The sequence below is a fragment of the Collinsella sp. AF38-3AC genome (assembly GCF_003474365.1).
GTDB lineage: Bacteria > Actinomycetota > Coriobacteriia > Coriobacteriales > Coriobacteriaceae > Collinsella.
Genome location: NZ_QROM01000002.1, coordinates 67,695 through 86,943 on the forward strand (window position 1 = coordinate 67,695; position 19,249 = coordinate 86,943).

Annotated in this window: 26 protein-coding genes; 1 reads left to right on the top strand and 25 read right to left on the bottom strand. The window is 59.9% G+C overall.

Annotation, left to right across the window (positions count from 1 at the left end):
- Positions 1 to 33: 33 nt before the first annotated feature.
- Positions 34 to 1,995: a U32 family peptidase gene (locus tag DW029_RS01640; protein WP_158572588.1), complete on the bottom strand. Its 1,962-nt coding sequence runs from the start codon at positions 1,993 to 1,995 to the stop codon at positions 34 to 36.
- Between the two features lie 162 nt (positions 1,996 to 2,157).
- On the opposite strand from DW029_RS01640, the gene DW029_RS01645 reads away from it, so the two are divergent.
- Positions 2,158 to 4,371, top strand: coding sequence for a transglycosylase domain-containing protein (locus DW029_RS01645; RefSeq protein ID WP_117763198.1), 2,214 nt, complete (start codon positions 2,158 to 2,160; stop codon positions 4,369 to 4,371).
- A 188-nt stretch (positions 4,372 to 4,559) separates the two neighbouring features.
- On the opposite strand, the gene DW029_RS01650 is transcribed toward DW029_RS01645, so the two are convergent.
- The 24 genes from DW029_RS01650 to DW029_RS11620 all read right to left on the bottom strand — a co-directional run bounded on the left by DW029_RS01650 (position 4,560) and on the right by DW029_RS11620 (position 19,067).
- The gene (locus tag DW029_RS01650; RefSeq protein ID WP_006235280.1) at positions 4,560 to 4,997 is read right to left on the bottom strand and encodes an arginine repressor; all 438 of its coding nucleotides are present in this window, start codon (positions 4,995 to 4,997) and stop codon (positions 4,560 to 4,562) included.
- 133 nt (positions 4,998 to 5,130) lie between these two features.
- The gene (locus DW029_RS01655; protein WP_158572589.1) at positions 5,131 to 6,171 is read right to left on the bottom strand and encodes a glycosyltransferase; all 1,041 of its coding nucleotides are present in this window, start codon (positions 6,169 to 6,171) and stop codon (positions 5,131 to 5,133) included.
- Between the two features lie 161 nt (positions 6,172 to 6,332).
- Positions 6,333 to 7,157, bottom strand: a complete 825-nt coding sequence (gene truA / locus DW029_RS01660; protein ID WP_118098927.1) for a tRNA pseudouridine(38-40) synthase TruA — start codon at positions 7,155 to 7,157, stop codon at positions 6,333 to 6,335.
- A gap of 92 nt (positions 7,158 to 7,249) precedes the next feature.
- Entirely contained in the window at positions 7,250 to 7,732 is a 483-nt protein-coding gene (gene rplQ, locus DW029_RS01665; protein ID WP_089573564.1) for a 50S ribosomal protein L17, read from the bottom strand.
- Between the two features lie 30 nt (positions 7,733 to 7,762).
- Positions 7,763 to 8,704, bottom strand: a complete 942-nt coding sequence (locus tag DW029_RS01670) for a DNA-directed RNA polymerase subunit alpha (protein ID WP_117734359.1) — start codon at positions 8,702 to 8,704, stop codon at positions 7,763 to 7,765.
- A gap of 32 nt (positions 8,705 to 8,736) precedes the next feature.
- On the bottom strand, positions 8,737 to 9,333 hold the full coding sequence (gene rpsD, locus DW029_RS01675) for a 30S ribosomal protein S4 (protein WP_006235275.1): 597 nt from the start codon (positions 9,331 to 9,333) through the stop codon (positions 8,737 to 8,739).
- Positions 9,334 to 9,352: 19 nt separating this feature from the next.
- Positions 9,353 to 9,757 (bottom strand): 30S ribosomal protein S11, encoded by a 405-nt coding sequence (gene rpsK, locus DW029_RS01680; RefSeq protein WP_006235274.1) that lies wholly within the window; start codon positions 9,755 to 9,757, stop codon positions 9,353 to 9,355.
- Positions 9,758 to 9,771: 14 nt separating this feature from the next.
- On the bottom strand, positions 9,772 to 10,146 hold the full coding sequence (gene rpsM, locus DW029_RS01685) for a 30S ribosomal protein S13 (RefSeq protein WP_022094275.1): 375 nt from the start codon (positions 10,144 to 10,146) through the stop codon (positions 9,772 to 9,774).
- Between the two features lie 14 nt (positions 10,147 to 10,160).
- A complete protein-coding gene (gene rpmJ, locus DW029_RS01690) occupies positions 10,161 to 10,274 on the bottom strand; it encodes a 50S ribosomal protein L36 (protein ID WP_006363204.1) in 114 nt (37 codons plus the stop codon).
- A 150-nt stretch (positions 10,275 to 10,424) separates the two neighbouring features.
- The gene (infA, locus tag DW029_RS01695) at positions 10,425 to 10,643 is read right to left on the bottom strand and encodes a translation initiation factor IF-1 (protein ID WP_035137443.1); all 219 of its coding nucleotides are present in this window, start codon (positions 10,641 to 10,643) and stop codon (positions 10,425 to 10,427) included.
- 232 nt (positions 10,644 to 10,875) lie between these two features.
- Positions 10,876 to 11,664, bottom strand: a complete 789-nt coding sequence (gene map / locus DW029_RS01700; protein WP_117743545.1) for a type I methionyl aminopeptidase — start codon at positions 11,662 to 11,664, stop codon at positions 10,876 to 10,878.
- On the bottom strand, positions 11,661 to 12,287 hold the full coding sequence (locus tag DW029_RS01705; RefSeq protein WP_118345111.1) for an adenylate kinase: 627 nt from the start codon (positions 12,285 to 12,287) through the stop codon (positions 11,661 to 11,663). Before DW029_RS01705 ends, map begins: the two co-directional genes overlap by 4 nt.
- 18 nt (positions 12,288 to 12,305) lie before the next feature.
- Positions 12,306 to 13,592, bottom strand: a complete 1,287-nt coding sequence (gene secY, locus DW029_RS01710) for a preprotein translocase subunit SecY (protein WP_118345112.1) — start codon at positions 13,590 to 13,592, stop codon at positions 12,306 to 12,308.
- A complete protein-coding gene (rplO, locus tag DW029_RS01715; protein ID WP_006235267.1) occupies positions 13,586 to 14,035 on the bottom strand; it encodes a 50S ribosomal protein L15 in 450 nt (149 codons plus the stop codon). Before rplO ends, secY begins: the two co-directional genes overlap by 7 nt.
- A 3-nt stretch (positions 14,036 to 14,038) precedes the next feature.
- A complete protein-coding gene (rpmD, locus tag DW029_RS01720; RefSeq protein ID WP_006235266.1) occupies positions 14,039 to 14,221 on the bottom strand; it encodes a 50S ribosomal protein L30 in 183 nt (60 codons plus the stop codon).
- Between the two features lie 2 nt (positions 14,222 to 14,223).
- On the bottom strand, positions 14,224 to 14,748 hold the full coding sequence (gene rpsE, locus DW029_RS01725) for a 30S ribosomal protein S5 (RefSeq protein ID WP_055252236.1): 525 nt from the start codon (positions 14,746 to 14,748) through the stop codon (positions 14,224 to 14,226).
- 14 nt (positions 14,749 to 14,762) lie between these two features.
- Positions 14,763 to 15,131, bottom strand: a complete 369-nt coding sequence (gene rplR, locus DW029_RS01730; RefSeq protein WP_006235264.1) for a 50S ribosomal protein L18 — start codon at positions 15,129 to 15,131, stop codon at positions 14,763 to 14,765.
- A gap of 75 nt (positions 15,132 to 15,206) precedes the next feature.
- Positions 15,207 to 15,743: a 50S ribosomal protein L6 gene (gene rplF, locus DW029_RS01735; protein ID WP_006235263.1), complete on the bottom strand. Its 537-nt coding sequence runs from the start codon at positions 15,741 to 15,743 to the stop codon at positions 15,207 to 15,209.
- A 33-nt stretch (positions 15,744 to 15,776) separates the two neighbouring features.
- Positions 15,777 to 16,175 carry a 30S ribosomal protein S8 gene (rpsH, locus tag DW029_RS01740; RefSeq protein WP_006235262.1) on the bottom strand — a complete coding sequence of 133 codons (399 nt, stop codon included), beginning with the start codon at positions 16,173 to 16,175 and terminating at the stop codon, positions 15,777 to 15,779.
- 119 nt (positions 16,176 to 16,294) lie between these two features.
- Positions 16,295 to 16,480, bottom strand: a complete 186-nt coding sequence (locus tag DW029_RS01745; RefSeq protein WP_022094280.1) for a type Z 30S ribosomal protein S14 — start codon at positions 16,478 to 16,480, stop codon at positions 16,295 to 16,297.
- Positions 16,481 to 16,559: 79 nt separating this feature from the next.
- Positions 16,560 to 17,117: a 50S ribosomal protein L5 gene (rplE, locus tag DW029_RS01750; RefSeq protein ID WP_006235260.1), complete on the bottom strand. Its 558-nt coding sequence runs from the start codon at positions 17,115 to 17,117 to the stop codon at positions 16,560 to 16,562.
- Positions 17,118 to 17,418: 301 nt separating this feature from the next.
- Positions 17,419 to 18,132, bottom strand: a complete 714-nt coding sequence (locus DW029_RS01755; RefSeq protein ID WP_158572590.1) for an XdhC family protein — start codon at positions 18,130 to 18,132, stop codon at positions 17,419 to 17,421.
- Positions 18,133 to 18,183: 51 nt separating this feature from the next.
- Complete coding sequence (gene yqeB, locus DW029_RS11615; protein ID WP_233543762.1) at positions 18,184 to 18,834, bottom strand: selenium-dependent molybdenum cofactor biosynthesis protein YqeB; 651 nt, start codon at positions 18,832 to 18,834, stop codon at positions 18,184 to 18,186.
- Positions 18,795 to 19,067 carry a hypothetical protein gene (locus tag DW029_RS11620; protein ID WP_233543763.1) on the bottom strand — a complete coding sequence of 91 codons (273 nt, stop codon included), beginning with the start codon at positions 19,065 to 19,067 and terminating at the stop codon, positions 18,795 to 18,797. The genes yqeB and DW029_RS11620 overlap by 40 nt, the downstream gene beginning before the upstream one ends.
- Between the last annotated feature and the right edge of the window lie 182 nt (positions 19,068 to 19,249).

The window sequence follows — 19,249 nt, forward strand, 5'->3', positions numbered from 1 at the left end:
ACTTATGATAACCAAAACGGCGCGACGCGGCACCTATGTCAGGAAAATCCTCGTCCTGCCGCGTGCATCGATGGCAACTGGCAAACGCGTGCCATCCCGCTCAACCAGATAGCGCGCCTGCCGACGACGCATGCAATCGTGACAACATGCCCCGGCTTGCGCCGCATCGGTGGCGCAAGCCCCCTCGGCGGTCAGCAGGCAGTGCTCGCACACCATGAGCTCGGTGTGGTCGGCATCGACGGGGCCCAGAACACCAAGTTCGGCCGTCAGTTCGGCAATACGCTCCGCATCATTGCCGAGCAACTCGGCCGGCAAGTACACCCGACCCGCGCCGAGCCCACGTAGCCAGGCAAGCGTAGTCCGGTTCGCACAGAACACCGGCGCCGCCACGTCAAACGTCACGCCCAGCTCGCGAGCGATCACCACCTGCCCCAGGTTGCGGCAGACGACGCGCCCGGCACGCTGCATCAGTGAGCGGGTCCGGTCAGCGTCACCCGTGCGGCACACCTCGTCGAGCACCACAACGGCGTCGGACAAATCGAGTTCTCCGCGCGGGTCGGCATCCATCAGCTGCCAAGCAAAAACCATGCGAGCGGGAATCGCGCACTCCACCAACTCCGTCGACGCACCGCCATCCACCGCAACGTCCTCAAAGGGTAGTACCTCAACGGCACGCGCAACGGGCGCAATCGCATCTGCCTCGGCCCGCATGCGCTCCAACACCGCCGCCGTCTGATCCAACACGCCGGCGCTGCGAATCAGGTACACCTCGCAGCCCGTGTCCACCTTACGCTTGCAATGCACGACAACGCGTTCCCCCGCCGCGGCACTCACCGGGCAGGGCACCTGCGGCCAGCGCTTGGGCACATCGGGACGCGCGTCGACACCCGGATAGAACCGAATCTCGAGCGTGTCACCCGCCGCCACGGCGGCGTCGAGCTCAACGGCCACCTCTTCGTGGCCCACAGCGACCAAGCGCCCCACGCGCACGCCCTGGTTGATTGCACGCTCAAAGCTCATAAGCTCGGCGCCCGAACGCCCTCGCAGGTACGCATCGGTAAACCCACGGTTAAACGACCTTCCCAGCTCGCGTTCGAGCGCCGGCACCGCATTGGCATCCCACGTGCCGTCGCGCAGCATATCGAGCGCGTGACGCCACGCCCTCACCACGTTAAAGACATAGTCGGGATTCTTCATGCGACCCTCGATCTTGAGCGACGCCACGCCGGCGGCAACAAGCTCGGGCAGGTGCGCAATGCCCAGGTAATCACGCGGGCACAGCAGACGGTCCCCCTCAACGGCGACGACGCTCTCCCCCGCCTCGTCCACTAGGTCGTACGCCAGGCGGCACGGCTGTGTGCAGTCCCCGCGCATCGCCGAGCGCCCGCGCCTCAGGGCTGAGAACTCACAAGCACCCGAGTAGCCAATGCAGATGGCCCCGTGGCAGAACACCTCGATAGGCACGCCCGTACCGCACAAGGAGGCAATCTCGTCGACCGTCAGCTCGCGTGCCGTCGTCACGCGCTCGACCCCCAGCTCATCGGCGGCAAGCCGCACGGCGCCTTCGCTATGAACGCCCGCCTGCGTAGACAGGTGAATCTCGACGCCGGGAATCGCCGCACGCAGCGCGCACGCCAATCCGGCATCGGCAACAATCAGGGCATCGGCGCCCAGCTCCAGTGCATGAGCTCCCAACGCCACCGCGTCGGACAACTCATCGTCAAACACGAACACGTTGAGCGTCACGTACACACGCACGCCATGGGCATGCGCCACGGCACAACCGCGCGCAAACTCGTCATCCGTAAAGCCATGGGCGCTCACACGGGCGTTAAAGTCGCCCAACCCCGCATAGATGGCATCGGCGCCCGCGGCGATGGCCGCAAGCATCTGGTCGAGTCCGCCCGCCGGCGCCAGCAGCTCGGGCAGCGCCGCACCGGCACCATCCAATCCAGTCTCGTATTGTCCGCACGGCCCCATCGTCCGAATCGCCATCGGCAAACTCCTTACCAAGGTATGCATTCACTCTGAAAAATGCCGTCTTCCAGCATACACGAGGCCTCGCGCGCCCCGTTTGGTTTATCGTGTAATAACTTATGTCCATCCTGCCCCGACGGCACATCCACCGTCCGGCACGACATACCTGGAGGTCAATATATGGGTCCTCGCCAACGACAGGGACGCAGCCGTTCAAAGACGCATGCCCTGCCCATAATCCTGCTCTCGTTTTTGGGCTTTCTGCTTATCGCGGGCGTGGCATTTGGCATCGGCATGGTCGGCAACGTCAACCGCTGGCTGTCCGATCTGCCCGACTACACCGACGCCAACGCGTATCTGGTGAGCGAGCCCACCGAGATCGTCGACTGCAACGGCAACAAGATCGCGAGCTTCTACACGCAAAACCGCAAGTCCATCACCAAGGACGAGGTCTCCCCCTACGTGCTGCAGGGCACCGTTGACGTCGAGGACGAGCGCTTCTACGAGCACGGCGGTATCGACCTGTGGGGTATCGCGCGTGCTGCGGTGGCAACCCTCGGCGGCGGGCACGAAGGCGCCTCGACTATCACCCAGCAGCTGGTGCGCAACACCATCCTGCAGGAGGAGCAGTTCGACTCGACCATCGAGCGTAAGGTGCGCGAGGCCTACATCGCCGTCAAGATGGAGGACATGTACTCCAAAGACGAGATCCTCATGATGTACCTCAACACCATCTATTACGGCCACGGCGCCTACGGCATCGAGGCCGCAGCCGAGACCTATCTGTCCAAGAGCGCCGCCGACCTCACCCTCAGCGAGGCCGCGCTGCTCATCGGCCTTCCCAACTCGCCCTCGCAGTACGACCCCACGGTCAACCCCGACCTGGCGCTGTCCCGTCGCAACAAGGTCCTTGACAACATGTTGCGCCTGGGCCACATCACGCAGGAGGAGCACGATGCCGCACAGGCCGAGCCCATCACCCTCAACGTGACCGAGATTTCGGGCAGCGGCGTCGACATATACTCGCAGCCCTACTTTGTCGCCTATGTTAAGCAGCTGCTGGAGCAGGAGTTCTCGACCGACGTGCTCTTTAAGGGCGGCCTGACCGTCAAGACCACCATCGACCCCACCATGCAACAGGTGGCCGAGGAGGCTGTGCGCTCGCAGCTCGACACGCTTTCGCTCGACGGCCTGGACATGGGCATGGTCGTCGTAGACCCCAAGACCGGCTACATCAAGTGCATGGTGGGCGGCTACGACTACAACGCCGACGAGAATCACGTGAACCACGCTACGGCAAAGCGCCCCGTAGGCTCCACGTTTAAGGCCTTTACGCTGGCAACTGCCATCCAAAACGGTATGAACCCCAACGTCACCCTCAACTGCAACTCGCCTCTTACAGCCAAGGGCACTACGACCAAGGTGCAAAACTATGCCAACCAGAGCTATGGCAACATCACGCTTAAGCAGGCAACGGCGTACTCATCCAACACCGGCTACATTCAGGTGGCAGAAGCCATCGGCAACAACAAGATCATGTCGCTCGTCAAAAAGCTCGGCATCGATCCCGCCAAGGACAATATCGAGGACGTTCCCGTCATGACGCTCGGCACCGGGTCCATCTCGCCGCTCGAGATGGCATCGGCCTACGCCACTTTTGCCAACGGCGGCCATTATCGCCAGCCGATCGCCATCACCGAGATCGACTCGCGTACCGGCTCGGTGCTGTACCAGCACACCGACAATCCCACGCAGGTGCTCACCGAAGGCGAGGCTGCCGCGGTTACCGACGTTCTATCCGGCGTCATGCAGGGCAGTGGCACGGGTGCCGCCGGCGCGCTGAGCGTCAACCAGCCCTATGCCGGCAAGACGGGTACCACTGACAACACCACCAACCTGTGGTTCTGCGGCTACACGCCGCAACTGGCGTGCGCCCTGTGGACCGGTTATTCCGCAGGCGAGATTCCCATCCAAAAGTACGGTACGGACCTGCTGGGCGACAGCACCAACCTGCCCGTCTTTAAGAAGTTCATGAACACTGTTTTGGCTGGAACCGAGCGCGAGGAGTTCCCGACCGGAACGGCCCCCACGTACAAGAACAATAACGTCTGGAAGTTCTACGGCACCAACAACACCAAGAAGACGGAAAGCGACGAGGACGAAGACAAGGACGAAGAGGAAACCACCACCACGACGACCACAACGACCACGACCACCGAGACCACAGGCGGCGACACCACCGGCGGCACCGGTACGACCGGTGGCTCGACGGGCGGCTCCACTGGTGGTTCGACCGGCGGCGATGGCGGCACGCCTACGCCTACGCCCACTCCCGACCCCTCGCCCACGCCCACTCCCGACCCCTCGCCCACGCCTGACGATACGGTCGGCTAGAAATCATCCGGCCATAAGCAACAAGGCCCCCGAGCAGCTTATTAAACCGCTCGGGGCCTTTTAGTTTAAAGCGACCTGGTGGGCGGTCTTTATGCCTGCAAACAAAAAAAGGGGGTACCGACCAACGTCGATACCCCTTACAAGCCACTATGTCAGCGCACGCAGGGCCAAGCGCACGACCCGCACGCCTACTTGCGAGAATTGCTCAGCTTATTGATCAGCGCCTCGAGACGCTCGCCGTCCTCGGCCGTCTGGGCAATAACCAAAATCGTATCGTTGCCGGCAAGCGAGCCAAGCACATCGGGCAACTCTGCCGCATCAACGGCGGCGGCGATGCCGGAAGCCGTGCCAGGCTGAGCCTTGATCATAACCAGATTATCGGTGCGCAGAACGCCCGTTACGAGCTCGGAAACCATACGCTGCAGGTGCAGGTCCTCTGCCAGAACATAGATGCCCTCAGGGAGCTTACGCAGCCCCATATCGGCAATATCGCGAGAGACAGTCGCCTGCGTGCAATCAAAGCCCATAGCGCGGAGCTCATCGACCAGCACGCGCTGCGTGCGGACGTCCTTATTGCGCACAATATCTCTAATGGCATCCTGGCGCCCATTGCGTTTTTTAGCCATACAAACCCTCACTCCAAAAGATGGCGGAGACAATCAATCAATAATTGAATAGTTTAACGCTATTTGAAAGCTTTTGTGTATAAGAACGCATTTCGAAACAATTCCATGTAAGTTTGTTTCGAAATGATCGCCCCTAGGCAGTTTTGGCACCAGTTCGGTTAAGAAAAGCAGCCAAATGCGTATACATCACGCAACGCGTAGGCTTCGCGCTTGCAATTGGCCCAAACAACAAACCGAGTCCGCGGTGGTCATCCTTAAGCGCCGCAACCATCTGACGAGTTCGGGGTGCCTCGAGCATATCACGCATACGGGCGGAGCGCTCAATTGATGACACCCCATGCGGGCTCAGACACAAATTCTCGATGCAGGCGACCAGTCCGGCAAAGTAGAACTTCTGGCTTGCCAGCATGAGCCAACCACCGCTATCTGCTTCCGAGAGTGAGTCCGCAAGCTCATCGAGCGCTCGGGTGTCATCGGATACCTTGGCATACATGGTGGGATCAAAGGCATCTGTAAGCTTAGGCGCCGCCGCGTGGAAACAAGCGTCGCCGCATCCGGAGACGCGCTGTGCCTGCGAGAGCGCACACGCCATAAACCCAACAGTGCGAAACGTCTTATCGCACAAAAGGCATGCTTCAAACAGCGGACGGGTGTACATCACGCCAGAGACTTGAGCAACCAGGCCGCCTAAAATCAACTGAGGCAGCCCGGCGACCATCGATGATTTGCTATCAATGGAAATATGAGTAGCATCCAAGACGCGCGAATGGCGCTCTCGATGTGCATCATAGCGGTCGAGCGACACCGTGGGGAAGACTATGTCTGCCGCAGTATCGCACGCGATATCGACCATCTTGGAAAGGGCGTGCGGAGCAAACCACTCATCGGCGTTCATGGCGATGATTTGAGAGCCGCGCGAGGCATCAAAACCGGCACGAAGACAAGCGCCGCGCTTAGCGTCCTCGACGTCAATCAAATCAATATGGATGTCCCTGTCGGCAGCAACTTGAAGCGAATGGCGCACACCGGGCGCAGCATCGCGGCAGACAACGACAATCTGCAAATCATAGAGGTCTTGGCTCTGGATACTCTCGAGCGCACGCATCGCATAGCTGGGCGAACCTTCTACCACAAGGATCACCGAAAGTCGCGGATGCGAGCCACGTCGAACCAAGTTATCCGTCCTCTCGTCAGCAGTGAATCAAACTGTCGTTCATGGTACACCCCGGCAATAAAAGCAATGAGACACCGGTTGTATTGCACGCCAAGAACAGATGTTGCACACGCGCAGCCCACAGATGACAGGTGTCGACGCACGACGCGTCGAGCCCTCCCCTAGTCGATCACGACAAGCTCGGCGGGATCGTAATCCACGCCCATAAACGTAAGGCCGCAGGCAGGAGCCGTGGGGCCCGCAGCGGTACGGTCGCAAGCATCGATGACCTCACGCATCCACCCAGGTTCATGGCGATGCATGCCAATCTCGACAAGCGTGCCCACGATCGTACGGACCATCGAATGCAGAAACGCATTACCCTCGATGGTGAACGTCAGGATGTCCTCGCCAAACGCAACCTCATGGCCAAACTCGGCACGCATCACGCAGCGATGCGTGGGCTTGCCAACGGCCGAGGCAACCTTGCAAAAGCTTTTAAAGTCCTGCTCGCCCAGCAGCGCGGGGCAGGCAGCAGACATTGCCTCAACATCCAAGGGATAGCGATGCCACCACACCGCACCGCGGGACAGCACGGGGCGCGCATCTCGATCGGCAATACGGTACGTATACGTACGGGAACGCGCGTCAAAACGTGCAGAAAAGCCTTTACGGGCCTTGTAGACCTCGTTTATGGCGATATCTTTGGGCAGCAGGGCATCCATAGCCCGCAGCCACCTACGGCGCGTACACGCGAGCTCAGCGTCCGTTACGGGCACGCTGATGTACTGAGCCACGGCATGCACGCCGGCATCGGTACGCCCCGCGCATGTCAGATCGATCGGGCGGCGAAGCAGCGTCTCGATGGCTCGACGCAGCTCACCCGCAACCGTCGTCTGTCCCGGCTGCTCGGCAAACCCGCTATACGACGAGCCGTCATAGGCGACGCGGAATACAAGGGTGGCGTCAAGCTCGAGAATCGAATTGATATCAGACGGCGCAGTCATGGGCGCTCCCAACAAACAAGCAACAGTATCGCGACAAAAAAAGAGGGGTACGCGAACGTACCCCTCGAATATAGCCTATGCAGACGGAATGTCTACTCAGCGGTCTCCTCAGCAGGAGCCTCCTCGGCAGCGGTCTCCTCGACAGCCTCGACCTTCTTGGGAGCAGCGGCCTTCTTGGGGGCCGGAGCAGCCTTCTTAGCCTTAGGCGTGCAAGGCTCGGTGACGAGCTCCATGATAACGATGGGAGCGTTGTCGCCCTTGCGGTTACCGAGCTTCATGATGCGGGTGTAACCGCCGTTGCGGTCCTGCCACATGCCCTGAGCAGCCTTGTCGAAGATCTCGGCAACGAGCTGCTTATCGCCGAGCTTGGCGATAGCCAGACGACGAGAGTGCAGGTCGCCCTTCTTGGCCCAAGTGATGATCGGGTCGACGACCGAACGCAGCGCCTTAGCGCGGGTCTCGGTGGTCTTGATGCGGTCGTTCTCGAAGAGGGCCTTAGCAAGGCTCTTCTTCATGGCCTTGGTGTGGCTCGCATCGGTGCCGAGCTTCAGGCCCTTCTTAACGTTGTGACGCATGGTCTAGTTTCTCCTCAAATATGCGAAGCATTAAGCCTTCAGGCTCAGGCCCATGGACTCAAGCTTGTCCTTCACTTCCTCGATCGACTTAACACCGAAGTTACGGATGTTGAGTAGATCGTTCTCCGAGAACTCAACGAGCTGACGGACCGAGTGAATGCTGGCGCGCTTAAGGCAGTTGTAGGAACGGACGGAAAGGTCCAGATCCTCAATCTGCTTGTCCAGCTCGGCGTTGTCGTTGGTGACCTCGGGAGCGAAGATCGAAGCCTCCTCCTCGACCTCGGGGGTCTCGGCAAGGTTCATAAAGGCGGCCATATGCTGGTTGATGATATTGGCAGCCTGGACCACGGCGTCGCGCGGGGCGATGGAACCGTTGGTCTCGATCTCGAGGACAAGGCGGTCGTAGTCGGTGTGCTGACCGACACGGCAAGCCTCAACGAGCTTGGCGCAACGGGAAACCGGCGAGTACAGCGAGTCGACGTGGATCACACCGATGGGATCGTTGTCGCGCTGGTTAGCCTCGCCAGAGACATAGCCGCGGCCATAGCCGATGCGCATGCTCATGGTGAGATGGCCACCCTCGGTGAGCGTAGCAATGTGCTGCTCGGGGTTGACCAGCTCAAACTCGGACGGAATAAAGAAGTCCGCACCGGTGACCTCGCAGGGGCCGTCAACCGAGATGGTGGCGGTCGCCTCGTCGGTCGTGCCGAGAGCCCTGAAGACAAGACCCTTGACATTCAGGACGATGTCGGTGACATCCTCGACCATGTTAGGGATGGTCATGAACTCGTGCTGCGCACCATCGATCTGAATAGCCTCGACGGCGGCACCCTCGAGCGAGGACAGAAGAACGCGACGAAGGGAGTTACCCAGCGTATCGCCGTAGCCACGCTCGAGCGGCTCGACGGAGACACGAGCAGACGTCTCGTTGATCTCTTCGACCTGAACCTGAGGCCTAATGAATTCTGACATGTATTACCTCCAGCCTCAGCAGCCCGGATGGACTACTTAGAGTAGAGCTCGACGATGAGCTGCTCGTTGATATCACCGCTGATCTGCTCACGCGTCGGCAGAGCGAGCACGTTACCAGACAGCTTCTCGATATCGACCTCGAGCCAGCCAGGGACCTCAAAGCGCTCGGAGGAAATCAGGGCCTCCTTGATGGGGAGGAGGTCACGGAACTTCTCGCCGACAGCGACGACGTCGCCGGCCTTGACGCGGTAGGACGGGATGTCCACGCGCTTGCCGTTCACGGTGAAGTGACCGTGACGGACGGACTGACGAGCCTCTTTGCGGGTGCGGGCGAAGCCAAGACGGAAGACGACGTTGTCGAGGCGAGACTCAAGGATAATCATGAGGTTCTCACCGGTGACGCCGTTCATCTTACGGGCCTTGTTGAAGTAGCCGTGGAACTGCTTCTCCAGAACGCCATAGATGAACTTGACCTTCTGCTTCTCGCGCAGCTGCATGCCGTACTCAGATTCCTTGCGACGGCGCTTGGGCTGACGGATAGATTCCTTCTTGCTGCTGTAACCGAGCTCAGCGGGATCGATCCCGAGCTGACGGCAGCGCTTAAGAACAGGAGTCCTGTCGATTGCCATATTGATACGATCCTTTCAGTTACACGCGGCGACGCTTCTTGGGGCGGCAGCCGTTGTGCGGAATGGGGGTCTTGTCCTGGATGCTCGAGACCTCGAGGCCAGCAGCCTGGAGGGAGCGGATGGCGGTCTCACGACCGGAGCCGGGGCCCTTGACGAAGACGGAAACCTTCTTCATACCGTGCTCCATGGCCTGCTTGGCAGCAGCCTCGGCAGCCATCTGGGCAGCGAACGGCGTGGACTTACGGGAGCCCTTGAAGCCCACCTGGCCAGCCGACTTCCAGGAAATGACGTTGCCCTGGGGATCGGTGATCGAAACGATCGTGTTGTTGAACGTAGAACGAATGTGAGCCTGGCCCACGGAAATGTTCTTACGGTCCGCGCGCTTCAGACGGGCAGCGCGAACGTTCTTCTTAGCAGTAGCCATCTATCTAGCGCTCCTTATTTCTTCTTCTTAGCACCGATCTGACGCTTCGGGCCCTTGCGGGTACGAGCGTTAGTGTGGGTGCGCTGGCCGCGGACCGGGAGGCCCTTGCGGTGACGAAGGCCGCGGTTGCAGCCGATGTCCATAAGGCGCTTGACGTTCTGGTTGCGCTCACGGCGGAGGTCGCCCTCAACCATGATCTGGTTCTTGTCGATATAATCACGGATGGCGTTAACCTCATCTTCGGTGAGGTCCTTAACGCGCGTATCCACGTTAACGTTGCACTCGACGCAAATCTTCGTCGCAGTGGTGCGGCCGATGCCGTAAATGTAGGTCAAACCGATCTCAACGCGCTTCTCACGCGGGAGGTCGACACCATTAATACGGGCCAACGTAGTCTCCTCTCTTAACCCTGACGCTGCTTATGACGGGGGTTCTCGCAAATGACGAGGACCTTGCCATGGCGCCTAATGATTTTGCACTTATCGCACATCTTCTTGACCGAAGGACGTACCTTCATCGTTCTTCCTTTCGGTAGCGCTCAAACTACTTCCCTACTATCTACTCGCCCAGCCGCAGGCGTTTAAAACTATGGCTGGTCTTCACACACAATCCGACCGTAGGTTGAGCTAAGCCTGCAGTCGGAAATGGAGTGCGTGTATGCGTGCCGCTATTTGTAGCGATAGGTGATGCGGCCGCGGGTCAGGTCGTACGGGGAAAGCTCCACGACAACCCTGTCACCGGGGAGAATACGGATGTAATTCATTCGGATCTTGCCAGAAATGTTGCACAGAACCGAATGACCGTTCTCGAGCTCGACCTTAAACATGGCGTTGGGCAGCGGTTCCTTTACCGTACCCTCGAGCTCAATTGCGTCTTCCTTCTTCACAAGCAATCATCTTTCTCTAGAAAACGACAGCGATTGAATATTCTACAATACGTATGCACGCATCGTAATATCTTCGTAATGGCTCCACAACTACGTGGAACTTGTTACATTTGAAATGTAAAACAAAGCCGTTCCCTGATGCCCAAGATCGCCTTGAAATGAGAAGGAATAGACCTTGGGGTCATGCCTTCGAAATTGAAAGGCGAGGTTGGGCATCAGGGGGCGGCGACTTTTACATTTCTCCGCCCTGCAGGGAGCACCAAGCACCTTGCGCGTCCGTGGTGAGAATCACCGGACCGTCATTGGTAATGGCGACGGTGTTCTCGTAGTGCGCGGCGGGCAGGTGATCGTTGGTCGTAACAATCCAACCGTCGGAGCCCGAGCTCACATGGTTGGAACCCATCGTAACCATCGGCTCAATGGCAATGACCATGCCGGTCTGGAGGCGCACGCCCCTCCCCTTCTTTCCATAGTTAGGAACGTTGGGGTCCTCGTGCATCACACGGCCAATGCCATGGCCCACATAGTCGCGAAGCACGCCGTAACCGTGAGACTCAGCGAGGGACTGAACGGCATAACCGACGTCGCCGATATGGTTACCGGGAACAGCCTGCTCGATGGCAGCCTTAAGGCAATCGCGCGTAACCTCGCACAGGGCCTTGGCCTCAGGCGTAGGGGTGCCGACGAAAAACGTCCAAGCGTTATCGCCAACCCAACCGTCGACAACGGCTCCCGTATCGATGGAGATGATATCGCCATCGCGCAGGATCATGTCGGGGTTGGGAATACCGTGGACCACAGCATCGTTGATCGATGCGCAAATAGTCCCCGGGAACCCGCCGTATCCCTTAAAGGCAGGGGTGCCGCCATGCATGCGGATAATCTGCTCCGCGAGCTGATCGAGCTCAAAAGTCGAAACGCCGGGGCGCACCATGGCTCCAACGTGGCGGAGCGCCATCTTAGATAGCGCTCCTGCCTTTTTCATCTGCTCGATTTGCGTTGCAGACTTAATCTTGATCATAGACCGAGAGCCTCTTTGACATCCCCGTACACGGTCTCGCGAGCCTGCTCACCGTTGACCGACTTGAGCAGACCTTGGCCACTATAGTAGTCGACGAGCGGGCTCGTGGACTTCTCGTAGACGTCGAGACGGTTCTTGATGGTCTCGGGCTTGTCGTCGTCGCGCTGATACATCTCGCCGCCGCACTTGGGGCAGGTGGTATCGGAAGCCGTGCCGGTGTAACCGCAGGCGCGGCAGGTACGACGCGAAGACAGACGCTCGATGATGACCTCGGGGGCCACATCGACCAGAAGGGCGCAGTCGATCTCGCGACCCATGGTGGAGAGCTCGGAATCGAGCGTCACGGCCTGGGCGGTGTTGCGCGGGAAGCCGTCGAGGATGAAGCCCTGCTGGGCGTCATCGGCGGCAAGGCGCTCCTTGACAAGATCGATCACGAGCTGGTCGGGAACGAGCTCGCCAGCGTCCATGTACTTCTTAGCCTGAATACCAAGCTCGGTGCCACCCTTGACGGCAGCACGCAGCAGGTCGCCCGTGGAAATGTGAGCGACGCCAAACTCGGCGACGAGCTCCTGTGCGACGGTGCCCTTACCGGCACCCGGAGCTCCGAGCAATACGAGGTTCATGAGCAATCCTCCTCTAGCCTATTTAAAGAATCCATCGTAATCATACATCTTGATCTGGCCTTCGAGCTTATCGACCGTATCGAGCACGACGCCGACCATGATGAGGATGGACGTGCCGCCAAATGCCTGGATCAGCTGGTTACCCGTGAAAGAGAAGATGATCGAAGGCACGATGGCGATGAGCGCCAAAAAGACAGCGCTGGGAAGCGTGATCTTGTTGAGCGCGTTCTTGATGTAGGCCGCGGTAGCTCTACCCGGACGCACGCCCGGAATAAAGCCGCCCTGCTTCTTAAGGTTGTCGGCCGTGTCATCGGGGTTGAACACCATGGAGGTGTAGAAGTATGCGAAGAACACGATGAGGACAACATTAAGCACCCAGTTGAGCCAACCGGTCGAAAGCGCAGAGGCAGCTGCCTGAATCCAGCCGATGCCGGGGAAGAACACGGCAATCTGAGCCGGGAAGTACAGCAGCGCCGAAGCGAAGATGATCGGCACGACGCCCGCGGTGTTGACCTTGATGGGCAGGTAGGTGGTCTGGCCACCCATCATGCGACGACCCACAACGCGCTTAGCGTAGGAGACCGGAATGCGGCGCTGGCCGCGCTCAAGGAAAACAATCAGCGGGATAACCAGCAAGATGATGGCGCAGATGATCACCATGGTGATGATGCCACCGGCATTGCCCTCGGTGCTGGAGAAGATCGCCTGCGGCAGGCCGGCCATGATGTTCGCAAAGATGATCAGCGACATGCCATTGCCGATACCGCGCTGGGTGATGAGCTCACCAATCCACATGATCAGCATGGCGCCCGCAGTGAGCGTGCCGACGATCATGAGGTCGAAGATGATCTCGGGAGCGCCGGCGCCAGTAAAGCTGATGCCGAAGCTCTTAAAGAGGAAAAGGTAGCCCACGGAGTTGAGGATTGCCAGAGCCAGGGTGAGGTAACGCGAATACTGCGTAATCTTGGTCTGACCGACCTCGCCCTCGCGGGCAAGCTCATGCAGGGAAGGCACAACGGCCTGGAGCATCTGGAGGATGATCGAGCTGGTGATGTAAGGCATGATGCCCAGCGAAAACACCGACACATAGCTCAACGCGCCGCCAGAGAAAAGATTCAGGAGGGCCATAGCACCTGCGGCGACCGAATTGTTATCGGTCGAGAAAAGGCCCAGCATCCCCTGGAAGGGAATGCCGGGCACAGGAACGTGCGCACCAATACGGTACACGACGAGCATAGCTATGGTAAAAAGAATCTTTTCACGCAATTCTTTGATGCGGAAAGCATTCTTAAGACCATTTAGCACGGCAGCTCGACCTTTCCGCCAGCGGCCTCGATCTTGGCCTGCGCAGAAGCGCTGACCTTGTCGACCTTGACCGTGAACTTCTTGGTGAGCTCACCATTGCCGAGCACCTTGACGGGCTCGAACTCGCTCTTAGTGATGCGAGCGGCCTTAAGAGCGGCACCGTCGATCACAGCGCCGTCCTCGAACTTACGCTCGAGACGCTCAACGTTAACAGCGGTGTACTCGATACGACGGGGGTTGCGGAAGCCCGGAAGCTTGGGCAGGCGCATAGCCAGCGGAGTCTGGCCACCCTCGAAGCCGGCACCCTTGGTGCCGCCAGAGCGGGAACCCTGGCCCTTCTGACCGCGGCCAGAAGTGGTGCCGTGACCCGAAGAATTGCCACGGCCGACGCGCTTGCGGTTCTTGGTGGAACCGGGCGCGGGAGTAAGATCGTGAAGCTGCATTTGCTACTCCTCTACAATCTCGACAAGGTGCTTGACCTTGAAGATCATGCCGCGGACGGACTCGTTGTCAGCAATCTCGCGAACCTCGCGGATCCTGTGGAGACCGAGGGCACGGACAGTACGGACCTGGTCCTGCTTGCAACCGTTGGTGCTGCGGACCTGCTTGATCTTGATGGTGTCAGCCATGCTTAGTTCTCCTTACCGACGAACATCTCGGAGACCGTCAGGCCACGGCGAGCCGCGACGTCCTCAGGGCTGGAGAGCTCCTTGAGGCCCTCGACGGCAGCCTTGATGATGTTGAGGCCGTTGTCGGTACCGAGGGACTTGGACAGGACGTTCTTGATGCCAGCAAGCTCGAAGAGGGGACGCACAGCGCCGCCGGCGATAACGCCGGTACCCTCGACAGCGGGCTTGATGATGATGCGGCCGGCACCAAAGTGGCCGAGAACCTCGTGCGGGATGGTGCCCTGCTCGGTCACCGGCACGTGGAACATGTTCTTCTTGGCATCGAGAGACGCCTTGGAGATGGCCAGGGGCACCTCAGCGGATTTGCCCATGCCAACGCCGACGTTGCCCTTGCCGTCGCCAACGACGACGAGAGCGACGAGGCTCATGCGACGACCGCCCTTGACGGTCTTCGACACGCGGTTGATGTAAACGACGCGCTCCTCGAACTCGGAGGCCTCGCGCTGCTGCTTCTGATTACGAGCCATGTGCTACATACCTCCTAGAACTCGAGACCGGCGGCACGAGCACCGTCGGCGAGGGCCTTGACGCGGCCATGGTAGATACGGCCACCGCGATCGAAGGCGACCTTGGTGATGCCGGCCTCGATGGCGCGCTTGCCAACGAGCTGACCGACCTTCTCCGCAGCCTCCTTGTTCGAGGTGTGGGTGCCCTTGAACTCGGCCTCGAGGGTCGAGGCAGAGACGAGCGTCAGGCTGGAGCCCTTGCTGTCGTCGATGATCTGGGCATAGATGTTGGCGTTAGTACGGGTCACGCGAAGACGCGGACGCTCGGAGGTACCCGAGACCTTGCCGCGAACACGACGCTGACGACGCTTGAGGCCTTCCAGCTTCGCCTTATGCTTGTTCATACGTAAACTCCTAAAAAGGTTGATCTTGCCAGCACCTGACGGGGTGCTGGTCTTATGCGAGTGAGTCGGTTACGACTACTTGGCGGCCTTACCCAGCTTGCGGCGGATGTGCTCGCCAACGTAGTGGATACCCTTGCCCTTGTAAGGCTCGGGAGGACGATGGCCGCGGATCTCAGCGGCGATCTGACCGACCTGCTGCTTGTTGATACCCTTGACGTTCACGTGGGTGTTGTCGGGAACCTCGAAGGTGATGCCCTCGGGAGCCTCGACGATCACGGGGTGCGAGAAGCCCAGGGAGAACTCGAGGTTCTTGCCCTTCTGCTGCACGCGGTAACCGACGCCGGCGAGCTCGAGCTTCTTCTCGAAGCCCTCGGAAACGCCAACAACCATGTTGTGGATGAGGGCGCGGGTGAGGCCGTGGCGGGCACGGGTCTCACGCTCGTCGTCGGGACGGGAAACGGTGAGGACGTTGTCCTCGACGTTGATAGCGAGCTTCTCAAAGACATCGAGCTCGAGCTGGCCCTTGGGGCCCTTGACGACAACGTTGTTGCCGTTGACTGCCACTTCGACTCCGGCGGGAATCTGGACAGGCTTATTACCGATACGAGACACGGTGATCTCCTTTCCTTCTACCTACCGAGCGAATTACCAGACGTAAGCGATGATCTCGCCGCCGACGTTGTGCTTGCGAGCATCGCGGTCGGTCATGACGCCATGGCTGGTGGAAATAATGGCGGTACCAAGGCCACCGCGGACGCGGGGCATGTCGGCAACGCCGGTGTACTTACGCAGGCCCGGCTTGGAAATGCGGCGGATGCCGTTGATGACCTTAGCCTTCTTGGGACCATACTTAAGCGTGATGTGCAGAGTCTTCTGGGGAACGGTGTCCTCGACATCGTAGCCCTCGATGTAGCCCTCCTCGTGCAGAACACGAGCGATCTCGACGAGCTTCTTGCTGCTCGGCATGGAGACCGTGGCCTTGTTCACAGAGTTAGCGTTACGGATGCGCGTAAGCATATCTGCGATCGGGTCTGTAAGGTTCATACAGATTCTCCTTCGTTCTTGATGAACACGTGCTCTTGGTTCTTCGCCGCCCTTAACGGCAAAGCCTTTTTAGCGCGTTTTCCCTGTTCCAAACTGATGCTTGAAACGCTGGTAGTGACTTACCAGCTGGCCTTCTTAACGCCGGGAAGCTCGCCCTTGAGTGCAAGCTCGCGGAAGCAGACACGGCACAGGCCGAACTTGCGGTACACAGAGTGCGGACGGCCGCAGCGCTGGCAGCGCGTGTACTCACGAGTAGAGAACTTCTGCTTGCGATTGCACTTGACGATCATCGATGTCTTAGCCACTTATATCCTCCTCACATAGAGTATTGTTCGCCCCAAGCGCCGCCCCCTTGTGGGAACGGCGCTTATAGGGCAGGTGAACCTATTTCTTGAACGGGAAACCGAAGGCGTCCAGAAGGGCCTTGGCCTCCTCATCGGTGTTGGCGGTGGTCACGAAAGTGATGTCCATACCACGCTGGTGATCGACGGAGTCGAAGTCAATCTCGGGGAAGATGAGCTGCTCGGTGACGCCCATGGAGAAGTTACCACGGCCGTCAAAGCTCTTGGCGGAGATACCGCGGAAGTCGCGGATACGGGGGATCGCGACGGAGGTCAGACGATCGAAGAACTCCCACATACGGTCGCCACGCAGGGTAACCTTGCAGCCGATCGGCATACCAGCGCGCAGGCGGAAGGTAGCGATGGACTTGCGGGCACGGGTAATCATCGGCTGCTGGCCGGTGATGGCGCGCAGGTCGCGCACGGCACCGTCGATGGCCTTGGAATCGGTAGCGGCCTCGCCGACACCCATGTTCACGACGATCTTCTCAAACTTGGGGATCATCATGACGTTCTCGTACTGGAACTTGTCCTGAAGCTGCTGCTTGACCTCATTGTTGTACTTGGTCTTCAGACGCGGCACATACTTCTCTTCTGCCATTGTTCACTCCTTCTTGGGGTTTTAAGCACGGGGCGTGGCCACGATGGGTTGTCCTCGTGCCTCCTGGCTGCATCCGCGCCGCTCATGGCATTTCGCGGTTTGGACTCGACGCAGCAGGAGCCGACAAAACAATCGGTACTATACGCGCATTGGGTGCGTATTTCCAGAAAAACCTCGTCTGCCTGCACAACTCCACAACTCCCCCGCACAAATATGACCCGCATGTGCCAGGGTAGCTAATTTGGGACGGGGCTTTTTTAGCTACCCTGCGACAAGGTAGCTAAAAAAGCCCCGTCCCAAATTAGCTACCCCTGGGATGCGAGTAGCGCTTGCGGGGGACGAGCTTGGTGCGGCGCAGGTGGATCATTTGGGCGGCGATGGAGATGGCGATCTCCTCGGGGTCCTCGGCCTCGATGGCGACACCGATTGGCAGGTGCAGCTCGTCGATCTGGTCCTGCGCAAAGCCCTCCTGCTCCAAGCGGGCCCGCACAAAGGCCGTCTTGCGGCGCGAACCCAAGCAACCCAGATAGGCAGGCTTGGCGCGCATGGCCTGAATCACCACATCGATATCGGACTTGTGGCCTGCTGTTGCCACGACCACCAGGTCGCGCGGACCGATGGGACACAGCTCGATCAGGTTCTTGTAGTCGACCAGGCGACGATCGTAGACACCGGGCACCCATTCGGGCGTCAACGTGCCGGGACGGTCATCGCACGCCACGACGGCAAAGCCCGCCGCCGTGAGCACACGTGCCGTCGCGGCGCCCACGTGCCCGCAGCCAAAGATGTAGGTCAGACCCTCGGGGCAGAGCGTCTCGATGTGCGCCGCGGGAATCTCGGAGGCCGCGTTGGTGTAGGTGACCTTACTCCCCTCCTCCACCAGCGAAAGCCTGGGGCAGCCCACAATGGTGTGGCGCGATTCCTCGCCATGGCACTCGGCCACATCGCCCTCGAGCGCGCTCGCGATAAACGGTTCAAAGTCGATGACGAAGTCGCCGATACGTCGATACGCCAAGACGTCGGCAACCGACTGGAACAACGGCGTCTGGGTCGCGTCCAGGTGCAGTTAGCACAGGCAGATGGCTCCGCCGCAGATCATGCCGGTATCGGAGTTCTCGCCGCCCATGGTGTAGCGGACCAGACGCGATTTACCCCCGGCCAGCAGCTCGCGAGCCTCGTCCAGCGCAAAGAGCTCGATTTTGCCGCCGCCGACCAACGTCGCCTTGTCCGAAATATGGTTGATATAGCTGGCATCGCCGCGCGGGTCGACGTCGGCGCACTTAAAGCCCTCGGTCGCCTGAACGCCGTCGGCCAAAAGGCCGCGCAAGCAGCCGTCAATCTGCGTGACCATGGGCGTATCGCCCGCGTAGCCAATCACGTCTCCGGCGCTCACGATGTCGCCGATGGTGCGGTCAGATCGAAACACGCCGACGGCGGGGCTGTGGATAACGCGCTCTTTGCCATATCCGGCGATGACGCCCGGCACGCCCGTGTTGGGCTGGGGCGAGCCCTGGGTAATGGCACGGCCCAGGAAATGCCCGCGCATGGTTTCGATCACGGCGTCGCAGTCAACCGGCGCGGTGAAGCCCGGTCCCACGGCAATAACGGCAGGCGCCATGTCGCGCGTGGTACCCAGGTTGCGCTTGGCCAGAATCGCGTCGACCACAGCCGCAGGCTTCAGTTCGCCGAGCATCTGCGCCTGGGGGTCCACCACCACGGTGACATCCCCGCCTCGGTAATCTCAAGCGCCTCGGCCGACGTCTGCGCCAAGCGGGCGCGAATGCCCTCGACCTGGACCTCGCCCAAGCGAATGGCCTCGCAAAAACTGATTGTGCGACGGATGCACGTGGGGACCGCGATATCGGCCATAACGACCGACACGCCGACGCGCACCAAACGGGCAGCGACACCCGTGGCGATATCGCCGGCGCCGCGAACATAAACAAGCATTCCCGGGGCACATCCCTGTGCTACGGTTTGAGCAGAGCAAAAGCGGTTCGACCGCTAAGCAGCGACAATCCGTCATCCTTGCCCTTAAGCCCCATAAGGTCGGGAAAGAGACTCGCAGGGAACAGCACCGGCGAGGCGGGTTCACCGTTTAGGGCAAGACGCACGGGCGCGACGCCGCCGTT

Excerpts from the sequence above, each read along its gene's own strand:
- rplO (WP_006235267.1), bottom strand. The coding sequence starts at position 14,035 with ATGCAGCTTCACGATCTTACTCCCGCGCCCGGTTCCACCAAGAACCGC.
- rpmJ (WP_006363204.1), bottom strand. The coding sequence starts at position 10,274 with ATGAAGGTACGTCCTTCGGTCAAGAAGATGTGCGATAAGTGCAAAATC.
- truA (WP_118098927.1), bottom strand. The coding sequence starts at position 7,157 with ATGACTGCGCCGTCTGATATCAATTCGATTCTCGAGCTTGACGCCACC.
- DW029_RS01640 (WP_158572588.1), bottom strand. The coding sequence starts at position 1,995 with ATGGCGATTCGGACGATGGGGCCGTGCGGACAATACGAGACTGGATTG.
- rplE (WP_006235260.1), bottom strand. The coding sequence starts at position 17,117 with ATGGCAGAAGAGAAGTATGTGCCGCGTCTGAAGACCAAGTACAACAAT.
- rpmD (WP_006235266.1), bottom strand. The coding sequence starts at position 14,221 with ATGGCTGACACCATCAAGATCAAGCAGGTCCGCAGCACCAACGGTTGC.
- DW029_RS01650 (WP_006235280.1), bottom strand. The coding sequence starts at position 4,997 with ATGGCTAAAAAACGCAATGGGCGCCAGGATGCCATTAGAGATATTGTG.
- DW029_RS01645 (WP_117763198.1), top strand. The coding sequence starts at position 2,158 with ATGGGTCCTCGCCAACGACAGGGACGCAGCCGTTCAAAGACGCATGCC.
- rpsE (WP_055252236.1), bottom strand. The coding sequence starts at position 14,748 with ATGGCTCGTAATCAGAAGCAGCAGCGCGAGGCCTCCGAGTTCGAGGAG.
- map (WP_117743545.1), bottom strand. The coding sequence starts at position 11,664 with ATGATCAAGATTAAGTCTGCAACGCAAATCGAGCAGATGAAAAAGGCA.
- DW029_RS11620 (WP_233543763.1), bottom strand. The coding sequence starts at position 19,067 with ATGCTTGTTTATGTTCGCGGCGCCGGCGATATCGCCACGGGTGTCGCT.
- rpsK (WP_006235274.1), bottom strand. The coding sequence starts at position 9,757 with ATGGCTACTGCTAAGAAGAACGTTCGCGCTGCCCGTCTGAAGCGCGCG.
- rplR (WP_006235264.1), bottom strand. The coding sequence starts at position 15,131 with ATGAACAAGCATAAGGCGAAGCTGGAAGGCCTCAAGCGTCGTCAGCGT.
- rplQ (WP_089573564.1), bottom strand. The coding sequence starts at position 7,732 with ATGCGTCACAACGTTAAGAAGGGCCTGAAGCTCGGCACCGATGCGAGC.
- rpsH (WP_006235262.1), bottom strand. The coding sequence starts at position 16,175 with ATGAACCTTACAGACCCGATCGCAGATATGCTTACGCGCATCCGTAAC.
- rpsD (WP_006235275.1), bottom strand. The coding sequence starts at position 9,333 with ATGGCAATCGACAGGACTCCTGTTCTTAAGCGCTGCCGTCAGCTCGGG.
- DW029_RS01705 (WP_118345111.1), bottom strand. The coding sequence starts at position 12,287 with ATGAACCTCGTATTGCTCGGAGCTCCGGGTGCCGGTAAGGGCACCGTC.
- DW029_RS01670 (WP_117734359.1), bottom strand. The coding sequence starts at position 8,704 with ATGTCAGAATTCATTAGGCCTCAGGTTCAGGTCGAAGAGATCAACGAG.